Annotated in this window: 12 protein-coding genes; 5 read left to right on the top strand and 7 right to left on the bottom strand. The window is 68.7% G+C overall.

Annotated elements, in window-relative coordinates; all coding sequences use genetic code 11:
- Window positions 1-32: 32 nt before the first annotated feature.
- From GA707_RS19235 to GA707_RS19225, 3 genes are all read left to right on the top strand, one after another.
- Window positions 33-779 (top strand): response regulator transcription factor, encoded by a 747-nt coding sequence (locus GA707_RS19235; protein WP_226963968.1) that lies wholly within the window; start codon window positions 33-35, stop codon window positions 777-779.
- On the top strand, window positions 776-1933 hold the full coding sequence (locus GA707_RS19230) for a cell wall metabolism sensor histidine kinase WalK (protein WP_152180072.1): 1158 nt from the start codon (window positions 776-778) through the stop codon (window positions 1931-1933). Before GA707_RS19235 ends, GA707_RS19230 begins: the two co-directional genes overlap by 4 nt.
- Before the next feature lie 400 nt (window positions 1934-2333).
- Window positions 2334-2678 carry a heavy-metal-associated domain-containing protein gene (locus GA707_RS19225; RefSeq protein WP_152180071.1) on the top strand — a complete coding sequence of 115 codons (345 nt, stop codon included), beginning with the start codon at window positions 2334-2336 and terminating at the stop codon, window positions 2676-2678.
- Window positions 2679-2824: 146 nt separating this feature from the next.
- On the opposite strand, the gene GA707_RS19220 is transcribed toward GA707_RS19225, so the two are convergent.
- The 7 genes from GA707_RS19220 to GA707_RS19190 form a co-directional block, all read right to left on the bottom strand.
- A complete protein-coding gene (locus GA707_RS19220) occupies window positions 2825-3943 on the bottom strand; it encodes a tyrosine-type recombinase/integrase (protein ID WP_152180070.1) in 1119 nt (372 codons plus the stop codon).
- A gap of 269 nt (window positions 3944-4212) precedes the next feature.
- The gene (locus GA707_RS19215; RefSeq protein WP_152180069.1) at window positions 4213-4794 is read right to left on the bottom strand and encodes a hypothetical protein; all 582 of its coding nucleotides are present in this window, start codon (window positions 4792-4794) and stop codon (window positions 4213-4215) included.
- Between the two features lie 7 nt (window positions 4795-4801).
- Window positions 4802-10360: a hypothetical protein gene (locus tag GA707_RS19210; RefSeq protein ID WP_152180068.1), complete on the bottom strand. Its 5559-nt coding sequence runs from the start codon at window positions 10358-10360 to the stop codon at window positions 4802-4804.
- Window positions 10361-10774: 414 nt separating this feature from the next.
- Entirely contained in the window at window positions 10775-11116 is a 342-nt protein-coding gene (locus tag GA707_RS21580) for an RNA polymerase sigma factor (RefSeq protein WP_152180067.1), read from the bottom strand.
- 179 nt (window positions 11117-11295) lie between these two features.
- Window positions 11296-11688, bottom strand: coding sequence for a VOC family protein (locus tag GA707_RS19200; protein ID WP_152180066.1), 393 nt, complete (start codon window positions 11686-11688; stop codon window positions 11296-11298).
- Window positions 11689-11836: 148 nt separating this feature from the next.
- The gene (locus tag GA707_RS19195) at window positions 11837-13234 is read right to left on the bottom strand and encodes a sensor histidine kinase (protein WP_152180065.1); all 1398 of its coding nucleotides are present in this window, start codon (window positions 13232-13234) and stop codon (window positions 11837-11839) included.
- A complete protein-coding gene (locus GA707_RS19190) occupies window positions 13234-14895 on the bottom strand; it encodes an FAD-dependent oxidoreductase (RefSeq protein ID WP_152180064.1) in 1662 nt (553 codons plus the stop codon). The genes GA707_RS19195 and GA707_RS19190 overlap by 1 nt, the downstream gene beginning before the upstream one ends.
- Window positions 14896-15036: 141 nt before the next feature.
- Here GA707_RS19190 and GA707_RS19185 point away from each other — a divergent pair, with 141 nt between their 5' ends.
- Together GA707_RS19185 and GA707_RS19180 are read left to right on the top strand one after the other, a co-directional pair.
- Window positions 15037-15522, top strand: a complete 486-nt coding sequence (locus GA707_RS19185; RefSeq protein WP_193315440.1) for a Crp/Fnr family transcriptional regulator — start codon at window positions 15037-15039, stop codon at window positions 15520-15522.
- Window positions 15523-15704: 182 nt separating this feature from the next.
- On the top strand, window positions 15705-17228 hold the full coding sequence (locus GA707_RS19180) for an FAD-dependent oxidoreductase (RefSeq protein WP_193315439.1): 1524 nt from the start codon (window positions 15705-15707) through the stop codon (window positions 17226-17228).
- Window positions 17229-17240: the final 12 nt, after the last annotated feature.

Raw genomic sequence — 17240 nt, 5'->3', positions numbered from 1 at the left:
CAGCGTCCAGGTCGGGCAGCGACACTGGTGAGGTGAACAGCACTCCCTCCCCGCGCGCCGCCGCGGAAGCGCCCGTCGAGCCCGTCGCGCGCGTGCTCGTCGTCGAGGACGAGAAGGCGCTGGCGGGCATGGTCGCCGCCTACCTCTCCCAGGCCGGGTTCGACGCCACCGTCGTGCACACCGGCCCGGAGGCGATAGAAGCCGCGCGCGAGCAGTCCCCGGACGTGGTCATCCTCGACCTCGGCCTGCCCGGCCTGGACGGCATCGAGGTCTGCCGGCAGATCCGCACCTTCTCCGACTGCTACATCCTGGTCGTCACCGCCCGCAAGGACGAGATCGACACCCTCATCGGGCTCTCCGTCGGCGCCGACGACTACATCACCAAACCCTTCAGCGTCCGCGAGCTCGTCGCCCGCGTCCAGGCCGTCCTGCGCCGCCCACGCACCGCCAACGCGGCCCCCGGGCCGACCCGGCAACCCGCCCGTCAGTTCGGAGACCTCCTCGTCGACTCCGACGCGCACGAAGTGCGCCTCGGCGGCGACCCCGTGGCGCTCACACCCACCGAGCGGGACCTGCTCATCACCCTCGCGGCACGCCCGACGATGGCCTTCTCCCGGCGCCAGCTCATCGACGAGATCTGGGGAGGGGGCTGGGTCGGGGACGAGCACCTCGTCGACGTCCACATCGCCCACCTGCGCCGCAAGCTCGGTGACGACCCCGACACGGCCCGCTACGTCGTCACCGTCCGCGGCATCGGCTACCGAATGGGCAAAGGATGAGCACGACAACGAAGCCGCCCCGCGCCCGCGGTCTGGCGACCCGGCTGCTCGCAGGACAGAGCATGGTCCTGCTCGCCGGCGCCCTGACCACCGCCCTGGTCGCCATGCTCGTCGGCCCCCCGATCTTCCACTACCACCTCCTCCAGTCAGGCCACGAGGAGAACACCCCCGAACTGGTCCACATCGAGAGGGGCTACCTGCAGGCGTCCCTGATCTCGCTCGGCGTCGGGCTGCTCATAGCCCTGATCGCCGCCACCGCCGTCACCTGGTTCCTGACCCGCCGCCTACGCCACCCCCTGGAGCAGATGACCGGCGCCGCCCGCGAGCTCAGCCGCGGCCACTACGCCACTCGAGTCCTCGACGTCGGCTCCGGCACCGAGCTCGACACCCTCGCGGAAGCCTTCAACGCCATGGCCGCACGCCTGGAAGGCACCGAAGACACCCGCCGCCGGATGCTCTCCGACCTCGCCCACGAGCTGCGCACCCCCATCGCCACCCTGGACGCCTACCACGACGGCCTCCACGACGGCATCGCCGATATCGGCCCCGAGTCCCGAGCCGTCCTTGCCGAGCAGACCCACCGCCTCGCGCGCCTCGCCGACGACATCGACGAGGTCTCCAGCGCCGAAGAAGGACGACTCGGCCTCGACGTGCACCCCCACGCCGTCTCCGACCTGCTCTGGGCCGCCCATGATGCCCTGCGCGAGCCCTACACCGACAAAGGCGTCAACCTCCTGGTCGACACCACCGGCAGCGCCGGACTGCAGGTCAGCGTCGACCGCACCCGCATCGCCCAGGTCCTGGCCAACCTGCTCACCAACGCCCTACGCCACACCCCGCCCGGAGGCATCGTCACGTTGGCCGCCTCACGCGACGGAGGCGAGGCCACCCTCACCGTCCGCGACAACGGAGACGGCATCCCCGCCGACCAGCTCGCCCACGTCTTCGAACGCTTCTACCGCGGCGACACCGCCCGCACCCGCGACCGCAGCGGCAGCGGCATCGGCCTGACCATCAGCAAAGCCCTGGTCGACGCCCACGGCGGCAACATCACCGCCACCAGCGACGGCCCAGGCCGCGGCGCCGAGTTCACCGTCTACCTGCCCTTGCACACTCACCGCCACACCGCCCCGCGCGTCAACACGCGTTTATGAAGGTCTGGTCAACATTGCTGGCGAAGTGAGCCGCCGCATACCCCTGGAGGGTATACTTGGCACGTACAACTGACCACCGTTCAGGAGGACGCCGTGCCCGGCCCACCGAGCTACATCACGGACGAGCGCGCCCTCATCGCTCGGCTGCACCGGGTCGAATGGTAGGTCCAGGCCCTGCAGCGACAGGTGCGGCGCCAAGCCCCCTGCACCGACATCCTGATCCAACTTTCCGCGGCGACCAGGCCCTCGACAGCGTGGCCCTCATCCTCCTCGACCACCACCTGCGACACTGCCTAGCTCCCACCCCCGATCCCATGGAACGAAACCACAGACTCGATGAAGCCAGCAGAGCCATCCGCTTGCTCGTCCACTCGCAGGCGTAGACACCAGAAGGACTCCAATGACTAACAACTCATCCACCACCCAGTCCCTGCAGCTCGGCGAACGCAGCGGCCACGGATGCGGCTGCGGAGGCTGCGGCTGCGGAACTGGCGCCGAGTCATCCACCGCGGAGACAGCGACCACAAGCGCCAACACGCAGACCTTTGAGGTCGCCGGCATGACCTGCGGACACTGCACCAGCGCAGTCACCCAGGAACTGCGGGCCCTCGACGGCGTCAACGACGTCGAGGTCGACCTCGTACCCGACGGAAGCTCACGCGTGACCGTCCACACCGACGCCCCTCTCAGCGGCGACGACGTCGCCGCCGCTCTCGATGAGGCAGGCGGATACCGACTGCTCTGACCCAGCGGAGAACGCGCCACACCCCTCGGTCAACCACCCCCCGTCAAGGCGATGCAGAGCACGTCATCGACGCTGTGCCCGCGAGCGGACGTAGCCCACTGTGGGCGCAGTGACGCAGGCGCAGCGGTGGGGGAGGGGGGCTGAAGTCAGTCTGTGTGCCGCGCGATCTCGGAGAGGCGGCGCGCGATTTCTGCGTCTCGTCCTTGGGCGGCGTGTTGATAGCGGAGCGCTGCGGCGGGGGTGGAATGCCCGAGTCGGCCCATGAGTTCGGCTAGGGTGGCGCCGGTTTGAGCGGCGAGGACGGCTCCGGTGTGTCTGAGGTCGTGCCAGCGCAGGTCGGGTCTGCCGGCTGCCTCTCGAGCGGGGTAGTAAACGCGGTAGAGAGTGCTGGGCGCGATGTGTGACGTCCCGTCGGCCGCAGGGAACAGGAGCGCGTCGGGGCCACGCGCTGGGAGCGCGTCGCGGTGGGCCTGCAGCATCGGCACCAGGTGGGGCGGGATGGCGACATCTCGTGTTCCGGCGTCGGATTTCGGGGTGCCGACGATCTTCTCACCGTTGGCGCGGACGACGCCGCGTCGGACGCGGATGACGGCGTTCTTGAGGTCGAGGTCTTTGCGGCGCAGCTCGGTGACCTCGCCGAACCGGAGGCCGCACCAGCTGGAGAGCATGACCATCGGCTGGTACTTCGGCGGCATGTGGGCGGTGATCGTCTCGAGCTCGTGCAGGGTGGCGGGTTTGATCTTGCGGGCCCGCTTGGTGGTGCCGGCGCCGCGGATGTGGCAGGGGTTGGCCGTGATCTTCTCGTCGGTGACGGCGGTGCCGAGGATGGTGCGCAGGAGTCCGTAGGCGTGGCTCCAAAGGGTGGGGCGGCTGCGGTCCCGCTCCGCCCACCAGTCGCGGACGGCCTCGCTGGTGATGTCCCTCAGTGGCACGACGGAGAAGGTGGGCAGGATCTGCCGGTCAAGGAGTGAGCGGTAGTGCACGGCGGTGCGGGGTTTGAGGTCACGGCGAGTCATCCACCGCTCGGCGTACTCACCGAAGGTCAAGACTCGCGGTGTGGCGGACGGCGTGGTCGTTGGGGGAGTCCACCGCCCTTCGCTGATCTTGCGTCGCTCATCGACGAGCCAGGCTTCGGCGTCTTCGCGGGTGTCGAACGTGGTGGGGGCATAGTGGAGGGCGGCGTCGGGGCCGGTGTAGCGGGCTTGGATGCGTCCAGAGCGCATCTTGGTCAGCTGCCCGAAGCCTCTCTTCGGTCGTCGCGCCATCTTGCCCACCCAGCCTCATCGGTCGATTCTGCATCGGATATGCATCGGATGAGAGTGTAATTATGTCCACTCGTGACTGCATCTGTCACGCGTCACTGGCGCACAAACCCGCAGGTGAGAAGGCTATACTTGCAGGTGGTGACCAGATTCCAAACACTGCCCGAAATCTGATTCAAACCCAGTATCGCCCACCACATAACCGCAGCTCAGAGCCCCTTTCGAGGGGCTCTGAGCGTTCTGCGCCAAGGCGGTTTGAACTGAGTTGCGGATCAGCCATGACCGTGACTTGGTTGTGGCTGCTGTGAGGTCTGAACGAGGGCGAGACGCACCATGGCTCCGTCGTCAGCGGCGTACTCGAGCCACGCTTCCTCGAGGGCAGGTACGTCGTCGAACCACACCTGAGCGCTGATGGCGCTGTCCTTGGGCAGCAGACCATCGATCAACGTCGAGCCGGACGGTGTCCGCACCGCACCGTCCTCAAGGACGAGACGGAACTGGTCGGGGGAGTAGGCCATGCCCTGGGAGTCGGTGCTCTTCAGCTCGACCCACACCTGGAGCTGGTCAGTCCCGACGGTGCCCGCCATCTTGGCCGCCGTCGGCGGGCCTTGCGTCTGCGGGACCATCGTGGTGGACGTGCGCGTGACGACGAAGGTGCCCTGCGACAGGTCCACCGGGACGCCGACCTGTGTGACGGAGACGGCCGGTGGCGCTATGAGCACCAGCCATGCGGTCAGCGACGCACCGACCATGGCCACCACCAACATCGTCGCGACGAGCGTCCGCTGGACCCACGACTGAGTGGTGTCACTCTCGGCGAGATGCGGGGATCCGGTGATCGACATGGCGCTCATTGCGTCATCACTTCTTCTTCGGCGGCGTGCTGCTCTTCGGCAGGTTCAGGACGTCGGACAACGGCCTGAGGTCGGCCTGGGCCTGCCCGTGGACCCGCACGATGCCCCACGCGCCGCCGCTGAACATGTGGAAGAAGTTGCGGTCGTTGTACAGGAAGTCGCCCGCCACGGCGTTCGTCCCGTCACAGAGGGCGGCTGCGTGGAGGTTGTGCATAGGAGTGACCGAGCCGGCGCAGATACCTGCGTTGAAGGCGCGGCCGGTGTTCAAGCCGCCCTGACTCGTCACGATGTTGCTGTTCGGGTCGTTCTGCTCGTAGCGCCACGCGTGACCGCTCATACCGAAGCTGTGCACCCTCGGGAGGTCTTGGCTGTTGAGGATCCGCACCATCACCGGCTCGTTGGGGTATGCGCGGAGCATGGGCGTCATGGGGTCGCCGAAAGCTCGCGAACTGACGACGTCGGCGATGTCGCCTCCGCCTGCCAGCCTGTGGTCGAACGGTGCGTTGCGGTAGTTGACTGCGATCTCACCCATGTCCTCGTTCTCCCCAGCGAACTGGTCCACGATCGGTTCACCTTCGGCGTCGAACAGGTTGAGGCCGTCCTGGATGTCGACGACGAACTCGCGGAAGGCGCGGACTGTCCCAGTGGAGTCGGTGTAGCGAACAACCGCCTGCTCACCCGCACCGTTTCGCAGGGTCGACAGAGACTCCGGTTCGTGGAAGGTCGCGTCCTTCGGCTCGGCGATCAGAGCACCCCAGGCTCCGTGGTGTCGAGTCGTGCGCAGGTTGCCCCAATCGCCCAGATTGGCGACTCCGATGTTCCTGCTGTCGACGAGGTACTTGTACGTGTACTTCTGGCCTGGGCCGACGGTCGAGTCGAAGTTGTAGCCGACTGCGGAGCCGTCACCGGCGATGACGCTATAGCGGATCAGGCCAGAGGGATGGATCGATGCCCGGTTCCCCGCCGGCCAGGTCGGGGTGACCCTCTCCGGTCGTCCGTCGACGAGGTTGGCCACGTGGGACGTCCCGGTGTTCCCGATCCTCTCGACCGGGTTAACCGGGTCGCCGACGCCCAGGCTGACGCCGCGCTCAGGAAGCCGGTTGGTCAGGACGAGGTTGAGGCACTCATTCTCCGCGGCCCGGATGAACAGGGGGCGCAACGTGGTCCCGGCCTTCGGCCGCCCAGCCGAGTCGAGGTCCTGGTCAAGGACGTACGCGACCCCGTTCGGATCGTGATCTCCGAACTCGTTGTAGTCGATGCGTGTGTTCACCAAGCTGACGTTGTAGGTCCGCTGCACGGCTGTGGTCGGACACGGCTTCGGATTGTCCAACGGCGGGCGCAGTGGTTCGCCCGGCTTGACGGCCGGCCACTGGGACCCGTTCATCGCTGTCGCAGGAGCTGTTCGTGTCGGGAGCGGCTGCAAGTCGGGCGTTCTCGCCGCCTGGACACGGAAGATCCCCCACATGCCCATCCACAGATCGTTGAGCGGCTGTGATGAGTAGATGTAGTCACCGGGCGCCCCTGCGCCGGTGGGGAGGATGATCGAGCCACCCGACTCTGTGGTGCCGACCTCCCGCGCCCGCTCGACAGCCTGGTCCTTGGTGCCTCGCTTGACGACTTGGGTGCCGCTGACCTCGAAGTTGAAGAACTCGGAGATCATGACGAACTGGCTGTCGTACAGGTTGGAGTTCGGGTCGTCCGGCTCGTGCAGCCATCGGTGGCCGGAGACGGTGAAGTTGTGGCCCTCCTCGTGGGCGCCTCCCATGAACCGGAAGATCACCGGATCGCCGGCATATGCGCGGAACAGCGGGGTCGATGGGTCACCGTGGACGGCCGAGCTGAAAATGTAGGCCGGCTCGTTGCGTAGGCCGGACGTCGACGAGTTGATCCGGGTGGGGAACGGCTCGTTGCGGTAGTTGATGGCCATACCGCCCTGGTCGGTCGCGAAGTCGTCGGGCTCTCCGGGCGGGTTGATCGCATCGCCAGCCGCGTCAAGCAGCGGCACGAAGTCCGAGTAGTTCACTGTGAACTCGCGGAAGCTGGCCGACCAGGTGCCGGACTTGGTGCCGGGAACCTTGATGTCCGCGACCGCGCCGACGCCGTAGCAGGCGGGCTCAGAGGACGACCCCGGCAGGCCGAGACCCTCGCAGTAGTCGGGAGTGAGCGGGGTGCCGCTCGTGGAGCTGTGCCAGACGGAGGTGGCCGGCTCGACGTTCATGGCGGCCCAGAGGCCGTGCTGCTGGTGGGTGTTCGGGTTCTGGTGGTCGTGGAAGTAGACGGTGCGCAGGGGGACGTCGACGAACCACCGGTAGGAGTAGGACTGTCCGACCATGGGCGCCTGGACGTAGTTCCACCCCACCGAGGTGCCGTCGGTCCCCAGTTCGTCGAAGCGCACGAGATGCACGTGGGTGCTGAGCTCGCTCATGAGCATGGGCAGGTGGAACGCGTTGCCCCCAGTGACGCCGTGGGCGCCGTCGCCGTCGAACTGGCCGTCATGGACGTCGGCAGGCACGTTGGGGTCGTTGTCGAGGTGCGTGGCATTGGTCGTCTGCATGATGACGCAGTCGCCGAGATTGGCCCGCATGTTGTACGGCTCAGTGGCGACCTCACCGGCCTCAATCCTGTCGCGGATCTGACCGGCCACGTCGATCGCTGTAAGGGGATCGCCTCGCTCCTTCGGAGGAGCTTCCACGTAGAGCTTCCCACTGGGATCGTGCCAACCCGCCGAGTTGTAGACGATCTTGGCGTCCACCGCGGCGGGATAGTACCGACGCACGGGCACTCCCTGCGGACACGGGTCGATGAAGAAGGACCCTGGAATGGCCTGCTTGGTGTCGCCCTTCTGCGTCGTGATCATGTTCGCCCGCTCGAGGTTGGTCGTGGAGGCCGAGTCGTAGCCGCGCACGGTGTCCCCAGGGCGCCGCCAATTGAGGGTCGGCGAGCCGAACTGGTCCGCCACCACGGCACCCGGAGGGCGGTAGGCACGCTGCCCGTACTCACCCTTGACGAAGATGGGGAAGCCCGGGTGTGCGGCGTCGGGCAGCGGCGTGACGTGCACCGTCGTGTCGGTGCCCGGCCTGGTCGCCGACAGGTCGAGGTCCGGCAGCAGCGCGAGCGGCTCCATCGGGGTGCCGTCGCGATACGTGCGCGGGACGTCTACCGGCCACGCACCCGCGTCGATCGGACGCTGCCGGTCGAACACGCGCAGCATCCCCCAGAATCCTTGGGCGAAGTGCGGATAGAGATGGCAGTGGAAGATCTGGTCGCCGTTGCTCGCCTTCGAGATCGCCAGGGCAGCGAGATCGGGCCGCCCTGCCTCGAGCCACTCGGCCGCCGACTTCTGGCTCGACTTCGAGTCCGCCGGGTCGGACGTGATCGCTTCCCCTGCACCGCCCTCGTAGACGAGGTCCATGGCCTGGCCGGGGCTGATGGACTGCACGTCCAACCGCGTCGAGCCGGCGTCCTCGGACTCCTGCCGCCACCGGTTCGTGTGCTGGTGGAACGGGTGGGTCTCCTTGACCCCGGGATGGATGAGCCGGACGTGCACGGGGTCACCGCGGTAGGCGTGGGGGATGAGAGCGTCGCTCATAACGTCGATGCGACCCTTCCTCGCGCCCTCCGCCGTGTCCGAGACCTCCGCGGTGGGACCCACGGCTGGAGCATCCGGCTCGTCGCCGGGAACGGGAAGGAGGCCGTCGCCGTCGACGGTCAGCTCGACATCGCGTCCGGCGAAGTGCTGGGCGAAGTCGATGACATAGCGTCCCGCGGCGGGGCTGGTCACGGAGATGTCGCCGGGAGCGAGGTCCGCGAGGGGGAGGACCTTGAGGGCCAAGAGGGCGTCCTCCACCACGTCGGCGGAGGCGTCGAAGGGGATTGGGTCGGTCGTGGCGCGCTGACCTGGGAACGCAGGGCCGGTGATCGGCGAGGAGAGGTCGTCGCCCAGAGGGCGCGGGACCGTGGGGTCCTGCAAGGTCAGGGTGAAGGTGCCCCCACCCGCTGCAATCTCCAGGACGTCCGTCTCGTCCACCGTGGTGCTGAGCTTGCCGGGGTCTCCGAAGGGCCAGGACTGCAGGTGCGACTCCTCCCCGTGGCAGGCGGAGATCCCCCTGTCCTTGGCCAGCCGAGCCAGGTTCTCTTCATCCGTCTGGTCCACGGTCCAGCCGTCGCACCAGTTGTCCTCGGGCAGGATGACGGTGCCATTCGGCAGGGTCACGGTCTTGCCGTCATTGTGGTCGATGACGGCCTGGAGTCGGTTGCGCAGTGGCTCGGTGCGGTAGTTGAACCCGAAGGAGACGTCCTCGATCCCGGTGTGGGGGAACCTGGGCGTTCGACCGTTCTTGTCGAGCACACCCTCCGGCTCGTCGAGGAAGAGCAGAGCGATATCGCGGTAGTCGTCCCCCTGACCCGGTCCGCGGACATCGGCGAAAACCGGCGCGCCGATACCGCGGCCACCCGACAGCAGCTGTGTCCCGGTCACCGGGTCGTGCCAGGTGAAGCCCTTCTCGACGACCACGAGTGCTCCGTAGAGTCCCCGGCTCGTGGTGTCCTGTGAGGGGTCCGTGCGCCCGTAGTCGGTCCCGGACCCGTAGTCGTTGATGACGAACTGTCCCTTGCGTCCTGCGTACCAGGTGTAGGTGCGGGAGCCGCCGGGAGCGACGGTGGAGTCGTCGTTGCGGCCGATGTTCGCACCATCGCTCGCGTTCGGGCCGGTGACCTCCTTTGCGACACCGTCGACGTGCATGCCCACGCGTTTGCCCGACAGACTGTTCTTGAGGGTGACTTGAATGCAGTCACCGACGGCGGCGCGCAGGACCAGCGGCGTTGCCCGACCCGGCTCGGCCCGGATGTCATCCGCACTGACCAGCGCGTCGTCGTTCGAGAGCGCGTACATCATGGCGTCGGGCACATGGTCGCCCCACCCGTTGAGCGGGAGGTCCAGCGACAACGCCTCCACCTCGTACGTGATGGTGCGGGTCGCTGCCGAGCACACGCCTTGCGCCGCGGCCGCTGCGGTGCTCTGGGGAGCCGCAGCGACTGGTGTCGCCGCGAGCGAGATCGCGGTGAGCGCGGTGATGCCCACAGCCACCGGCGCCCGACGGGACATGGTCTTGACCTGGGCAGGACCTGCGTGGAGGTCGCTCCGAGGGCGGGTTCTGCTCCCCTGCAGATGAGTCGCGACTCCCGCGATGACAAGGCAGGCGGTCGCGGCGATGATGAGGTCCTGCATCGCGATCACGGCGAGCGGGGACTGCGGTGGGTCGGCCATGAAGAGGGTCCGCCGGAGCACCGAGACCGATGCAAGGACCGGGGCCGCGGTCACGACGACGATCCCGGTGCGGACGCCCCATGACACGTGGTCCGCGCCGAGACGTCGTGCCACACCCACCGCACCCCTCAGCGGGAGGAGGGCGAGCGTCGCGACCCAGAAGCCGTCGGTGGCGAGGGTGAGGTCCCCGGATGAGGTACTGGGCAGACCGTGATGGGTCAGGGCGAGCCAGAACCCACCGCCGTAGGAGAGCAGCAGGGCGAGCAGAAGTGCCCTGTGTCGCTGTGTCGGTTCGTCCATGGCGGGCTCCTTGCTCCCGGACCACCCGTCGGCGGTCTGGCCTCACGCGGAGTGTCTCGGGCCGACCTTGCGTCCACCTTGCGCCGGAGCGAACATGGAACTGCGTGCGAGTCGGGCGACGCGACGACGCCTCCCCGAGGTGAGGGATGTCCTCCTGGGAGGGCTCATGCGACCACGTGCGCCTCCGGCCGTTCCGAGCCGGTCGATCAGAGCGTCGGGATCTCGAGGTGCAGCTCAACGCGACGGGCGAGCCGTCGGGCCGACTCGGTGATGAGCATCGTCCGTCCCCGGCGGAGCCGTTGTCTGGCGGCAGGCGGGCTGATCCCTGAATGCGGGCGACCTCGGTCATGGTCGTTCCTTCGGCGTCGCGCAACAAGACCGCATTGCGGCCGGACCGGGAGGTGGGTCAGTGCCTCAGCAGCCCGGGGCGGGTCTCGGCTCGCGCTGCGACCTCCACGGCATCGACCGTATGCACGCCTTCACATCGGCACGTCGGCACGTCGGCCGGCAGCTCGCGGTCGCGCCGAGCGGTGTGTCGACCGCGAGGTTGCGGAGGATCCGGTGCAACCAGGTCGCGAGCGACGACTGGCCGCGGAGCTGATCGCGCTTCTGCAGTGCTCGTGCGAGCGTCTTCTGGACAAGGTCCTCGGCGCGACCTCGATCGCTCGTCAGGGACCGGGCGGACCGGAGCAGTCCCGGCATCTGGCCGGCGGCGATGACGGGGAGCAGTCCCAGGCCGCTGGTCAGGCCGGTCATCCGACGTTGCGGTTCATGATGTCCTCCATGGGAGATCGCTCGAGACGAACACCCATAGACGGACGGGAGGTCACGATGGATACATCGGACATCGCACCCAGCGCCCCCCAACCCTGCGGACTGACCGAGCTACCTCGAGCTCAGCCAGCGCAAGTGCAGCGCCTTCGCGTCCTGAGGCGCTACTCGGGGAAGCCGTCGTCGATGCACAGGATGTTGCCTTCGCTGTCCTTGAACCACGCTGCCTTGCCCATGTCTCCCATAGAGGCGACGTCGCCGTTCCACTCGACGCCCGGCATGTCGTCATAGTGCTCGAACGCGACGCCCTTGGCCTGCAGGTCCCGGACCGAGGAGTCGACGTCGTCGACGTGCCACTGGGCGATCGTATGGCCGGCCTGCCCGGCGTAGTCGGTCCGGTAGATGCTGAACGTCGAACCACCCGCGGTGCGGTACACGAGCATGACACCCTCGATGTCCTGGTCGGGGGTCATTCCGAGCTTCTCGGCGTAGAACGTCCTGGCTCGATCGAGATCGGCGGCCGGGATGTTGGCGGTGACGGTTGCGTGGTCGAGCATGGTGCATCCTCCTCACAGATGTCAGCCGCGGCCGCCCCGAGCGGTGCACGGCCGATGTGGTGACCGCGCCATTCTCCTCGTCCCGGGGCTGCGCCTCAAGGGCCCGGACGTCGCAGGCCGACGCTCTCGCGAGCCCCCCGCATTCGGATCAGGTCCGCCCGACGTGGCGGATCGGTAGCCGGACCCGCACCGTCGTGCCCGTCGAACCGGAATCGATGGTGATCTCACCCGAGTGCCGCTCGACGATGATGCGCCGCGAGATGTCCAGGCCGAGTCCAGTCCCCTTGCCGACATCCTTGGTCGTATAGAAGGGCTCGAACGCGTGCGCCTGGACCTCGGGTGGCATGCCGCCCCCGGTGTCCGAGATCTCGACGGCGACCCATCCGACGGCGTCGGAGCGGGCTGAGACGGCGAGCGTGCCGGACCCCTCCATCGCGTCGATGGCGTTGTCGACCAGGTTCGTCCAGACCTGGTTCAGCTCGCCTGCCATCGCCTCGATCGGGGGCAGCCCCGGGGCGTAGTGGCGCGTGACCTCGATGCCGCTGCCCAGTTTGTGCCCCATCATCACGAGGGTGCTCTCAAGACCCTCGACCAGGTCCGTGGTCTGCAGCGAAGCCCGGTCCATCTGCGAGTAGGAGCGTACGGCGGAGACGAGCGCGGAGATCCGGCCGGTGGCCTCCTTGACCTCCGTGAGCAGCCCACCCGTCGCCACGGCCGCGGACACCCACTCCAGAGCGGGTGTGAGTGAGGTCGGCGGCACGCTGTTCGCCAGCTCCTCACACCAGGCCAGGTCCGCCCCGGCTGCGGCCAGAGACGGCGCGATGCGCCACGACTCCTCGACCCCATGGTCGAGCATCCAGTCGGACAGCTCATCCTCGCGGTCCGACAGCGCGAGGGCGCCGAGGCCCGACTCGCCGTCGCTGATCCGGAGCCGAAGGTCGTTCAGGGCCCGGAACGCCTCGGCGGAGATGCCCGCACTGGCCAGCCGAGACAGGGCATCGAGGAGGTTCGTCGTCGAGTCCTCGAGGCCGTCCGCGGCGCGGGTCGCCGCGGACGCGGGATTGTTCAGCTCGTGCGCCAACCCGGCGGAAAGCGTTCCCAAGGCGACGAGGGCCTCGCGTTGACGCGCGGTCGACTCGATCCGGCGCACGGTGTTCACGAAGCCCTCGATGAAGTGGACCCCGAAAGGGAACCACTCCTCGGCGAGTCGGCGTAGGTCGCCGGCATCAAGCTTCAGCAGTCGCCCGGGGTTCTCGACCCGGCCGGAGGCGAAGTACACCCCCGACTCGTCCCAGGCCGCGAAACCCCCGGCCCACTGGCCGGGAGTGGTCATGTATCCCAGCACCGAGCGTTCGGTGCCGACCTGTCGGACGAGGGCGATCGTGCCCTCGAGCAGGACCCACCAGTTGTCGGCCGGACGCCCTTCCGTGAACAGGATCTCCCCGCGGCGTGCCCTGTGCTCGGTGGCCGCGCTCAGCAGCGCGTCGAGACGTGCGTCGTCGAGCCCGTCGAACAGAGCGAGGTCTCGCAGCTCGGCGCGGTCCATCAGACCGTGGTGAGGTATCGGTGGACGAGATAGACCGACATCGCACCCTCGCCGACCGCCGACGCCACCCGCTTCATCGAGTCGAGCCGGACGTCCCCGGCGGCGAAGACGCCGGGCACGCTCGTCTCGAGCGCGAAGGGCGGCCGGGTCAGCGGCCATCGCTGCGGGTACTCGGCGCGAAGCAGGTCCGGTCCCGTCACGAGGAAGCCCTTGGCGTCGCGGACCACGTCGTCCCCGAGCCAGTCCGTCCGGGGGAGCGCGCCGATGAAGACGAAGAGCCAGTTGGTGTCCTCGTCATACTCGGTGCCTGTGGCGCGGTCGACGAGGGTGACCGACTCCAGGTGACCGTCACCGTGCGCGGCGACCACCTCGGTCTGGAAGCGCACCTCGACGTTCTCCGACGCAGAGATCCGGTCGATGAGGTACTCCGACATCGACGCGGCGAGCCCGCTGCCCCGGACGAGCATGACGACCTTGCGGGCGACTCGTGCGAAGTTCAGGACCGCCTGTCCCGCCGAGTTCGCCGCGCCGACGACGTGGACGACCTGGTCGACCGTCTGCGCCGCCTCGCTCGCTGACGCGCCGTAGTACACCCCCCGCGATCCCAGGCGGTCCACCCCATCGGCGTTGAGCCGTCGGTATGCCACGCCGGTCGCGATGAGGACGGCGCGGCTCTCGACCTCACCGCCGTCGGCGAGTCGCACGGCGTGGACCGGCCCGCGCTGCTCCAGGCCCTCGACCTCCCTCGCCAAAACCGTCTCAGCCCCGAACCGAGCCGCCTGCGCCACAGCTCGGTGCGTCAGGTCCGCCCCCGACACGCCCTTCGGGAACCCCAGATAGTTCTCGATCGCGGCGCTCTGCCCGGCCTGGCCCCCGGGGGCGTCGCGCTCGACGATCACGGTGCGCAGTCCCTCGGAGGCCCCGTAGACCGCCGCGGCGAGCCCGGCGGGGCCGCCGCCGACGATGCAGAGGTCGTAGAGGGGCTGCTGGGCGCGCGTGCGCAGGCCGAGCGCCTCGGCCAGCTCGACGCTCGACGGGTTGCACAGCGGCTCGGCGTCGGGCAGGAGCACCAGCGGCAGGTCGGCGGGCTCGTCGTGGCCGGCCAGGGAGACGAGGCGCTGCGCCTCGTCGTCGCGCTCGAGGTCGAGCCAGCGGTAGGGGATGTGGTTGCGGGCGAGGAACATCTTGACGTCGTAGCTGCGGTCGGACCAGAGGTGACCGATGACCCGCACCGTGCCGTCATCGTCGGGGTTGGCGCGGCGCCACGCCTCCAGCAGGTCGTCGACCACGGGGTACAGCGTGTTCTCGGGCGGTTCCCACGGCTTGAACATGTAGTAGTCCAGCCCGATGTCGTTGATGGCCCGAATGGCGACGTCGGTGTCCGCGTAGGCGGTGAGGAGGAGCAGGCGGGTCTCGGGGGAGGTCTCTCGTACCCGTGACATGAGCTCGATCCCGGTCATCCCGGGCATCCGCTGGTCGGACACCAGCAGGGCGATCTGCTGGGCGCGCAGGGCCAGCTCGGCGACGATGCCGAGGGCCTCCTCTCCGGACGTCGCGCGGACGACTCGATATGTCGACCCGTAGCGCGCACGCAGATCCCGCGCGATCGCTCTCGAGACCTGTGGGTCGTCGTCGACAGCGAGGATCGTGGCCCTGGACATCCGTCCTCCTTCGGGCCCACCGGTGGACCCGGGGGCCAGGCTAGCGCACGGTCGTGATCATCGATCTCGGGTTCTGTCTATCCGGGTGACGTCATCTGGCCGACGTCGTCCGCTCGAGGACCGGGTGGACATAATGGACCCGTGACCACGTTGCTCGAGGAGTGCGCCGGGCTGCCCGAGGAGCGCATCCAAGCCGGTGACATTCTCGTCGCCGAGGGTTCCAGCCCGGAGCGCGTTCTCGTCCTCGTCTCCGGCAGCGTCAGGGTCGAGCGCGACCACACGCCGTTCGCGAGGATCGAGTTCCCGGGGGCCGTCTTCGGCGAGATGTCGTGGATCCTCGGCAAGCCGGCGACCGCGACCGCCCGCGCCGAGACCGATGTGGTGGTCTACGTGATCGCGGATCCGGGTCGGTTCTTCCACGACCGGCCGCGGGCCGCCTTCGCCGTGCTGCAGATGTTGGCCGCCAGGCTCGACGGCCTCACCCAGTACCTGGTCGATGTCAAGGTCGAGTTCCCCGCGAACGACGGTGGAGCGTCGCTGATCGACCAGATACTCGAGTCCCTGGTCCATCACCAGGCACCCCGTCTGCGCCGGGGACGGGACTCCTCGGGCGAGTCCCCCGCTTGAACCTCGGAGGTCTCGTCCGATCCGGACTCTGCAGATCCCGGCACGCATCGGGATGTATGCGGTGCTCACCTACCCGTCGACCCTGAGGACCTGCGACGATGCCTGGGAGCCGGGAGAACGTGGACGGCACGAGATCGCCAGGCGGGGACCGGCCGGGCGCACGACGAGACGGAGGAGACACCATGAAGGACCTCGACCGGACGGCCATCGGACTCGACGCGGTGTGGTGGGCTCGCCGGGGCGAGTCGCCTGAGGAGGTCTCCTCGCGGGTGGAGCTGCCGCGGTCGGCGACGGTCGTCGTCGTCGGCGCCGGACTCACCGGGATGAGCACGGCGGTCCGGTTGGCCCAGCAGGGCATCGAGCCCCTCGTCATCGAGGCCCGCCGCGTCGGGTCGGGCACGTCGGGTCGCACGAACGCCAAGGTAAGCCTGCTCCAGGGATCACTTGTGCAGGGCATTCGCCGCGCGGCCGGGGCGGAGGCGGCCAGCGCATACGTCACCGCGAACCGCGAGGGACAGGCCTGGCTGCTCGAACTCGCTCAGGCGAGAGGCGTGGAGGTCCAGACCCACACCGCCGTGACGTACGCGGTCACTCCTTCGGGCGAGCGGAAGGTGCGCGACGAGCTGTCCGCGGTGCAGGCGGCCGGGCTCGACGCGCAGCCGCTCGTTGAGCATGACCTGCCCTTCGCCGTCCGGTCGGCGATCTCGCTGGAGGACCAGGCTCAGGTCGACCCGTTGGCGCTCGTGCGGGCTCTGCGCGAGGAGCTCGAGAGCCTCGGCGGTCGCGTCGTCGAGGGTGTGCGGGTCACCGGTCTGAACTGGCGGCGTCCATGGCGGCTCGAGACGGAGGCCGGAGCCGTTCGTTGTGAGCGGGTGGTCCTCGCCACCCAGACACCCATCCTGGACCGGACCCTCGACTTCGCCCGCCTCACCGGTGAGCGCTCCTACGTCCTGGCCTACGAGGCCGACCTGTCGCGGGTGCCGCACAGCATGTCGCTCTCCCTCGACAAGCGGACGAGATCGCTGCGCACGGCACCGGCGACCGCCGCGGGGGAGAGCGACCTGCTCCTCGTCGGAGGCAACGGTCACACCGTCGGCGCGCGGATCTCGACACGCGCGTGCATCGACGACTTGGACCAGTGGGCCCGCGAGTACCTCGAGGTCGGGGAGCTTCGCTGGGCTTGGTCCGCCCAGGACTACCGCGCCGCGGGTGCCATGCCGCGCATCGGACCGGTGCCGGGCACCGACGAAGCGCTTTTCGTTGCGACGGGATACAACAAGTGGGGCCTGACGAACGCCCCCGCCGCCGCCCACATCATCACCGCCGACATCATGGGCAGCCCGCTTCCATACGCGGGCGCGTTCCGCGGCAACACCTCGTCGATTCGCGGCGTCGCCGATGCCGCGAAGCACAACGCGCGGGTGGCGGCGCACCTCGCCGGTGACCGAGCCCGGTTGGCTCTGCCGAAGGACATCGCCCACGGGGAGGGGCGGGTGACGGGCAACCCGCTCACCCCGACCGCGGTGGCGGAGGTCGACCGGGGGCGCTGTGCGGTCAGCGCCGTCTGCACACACCTCGGCGGGGTGCTGTCCTGGAATGACGCCGAGCAGACCTGGGACTGCCCCTTGCACGCGTCCCGGTTCACCATGGAGGGCGCCGTCATCGAGGGTCCGGCCACGCGCCCACTGGGACGTCGCGAGGAGTGACCCAGGGCCGGC

The sequence above is a fragment of the Nostocoides sp. F2B08 genome (assembly GCF_009184895.1).
GTDB lineage: Bacteria > Actinomycetota > Actinomycetes > Actinomycetales > Dermatophilaceae > F2B08.
Note: the sequence above shows the minus strand (reverse complement) of the source record. Positions and strands in the feature narration are given on the sequence as shown.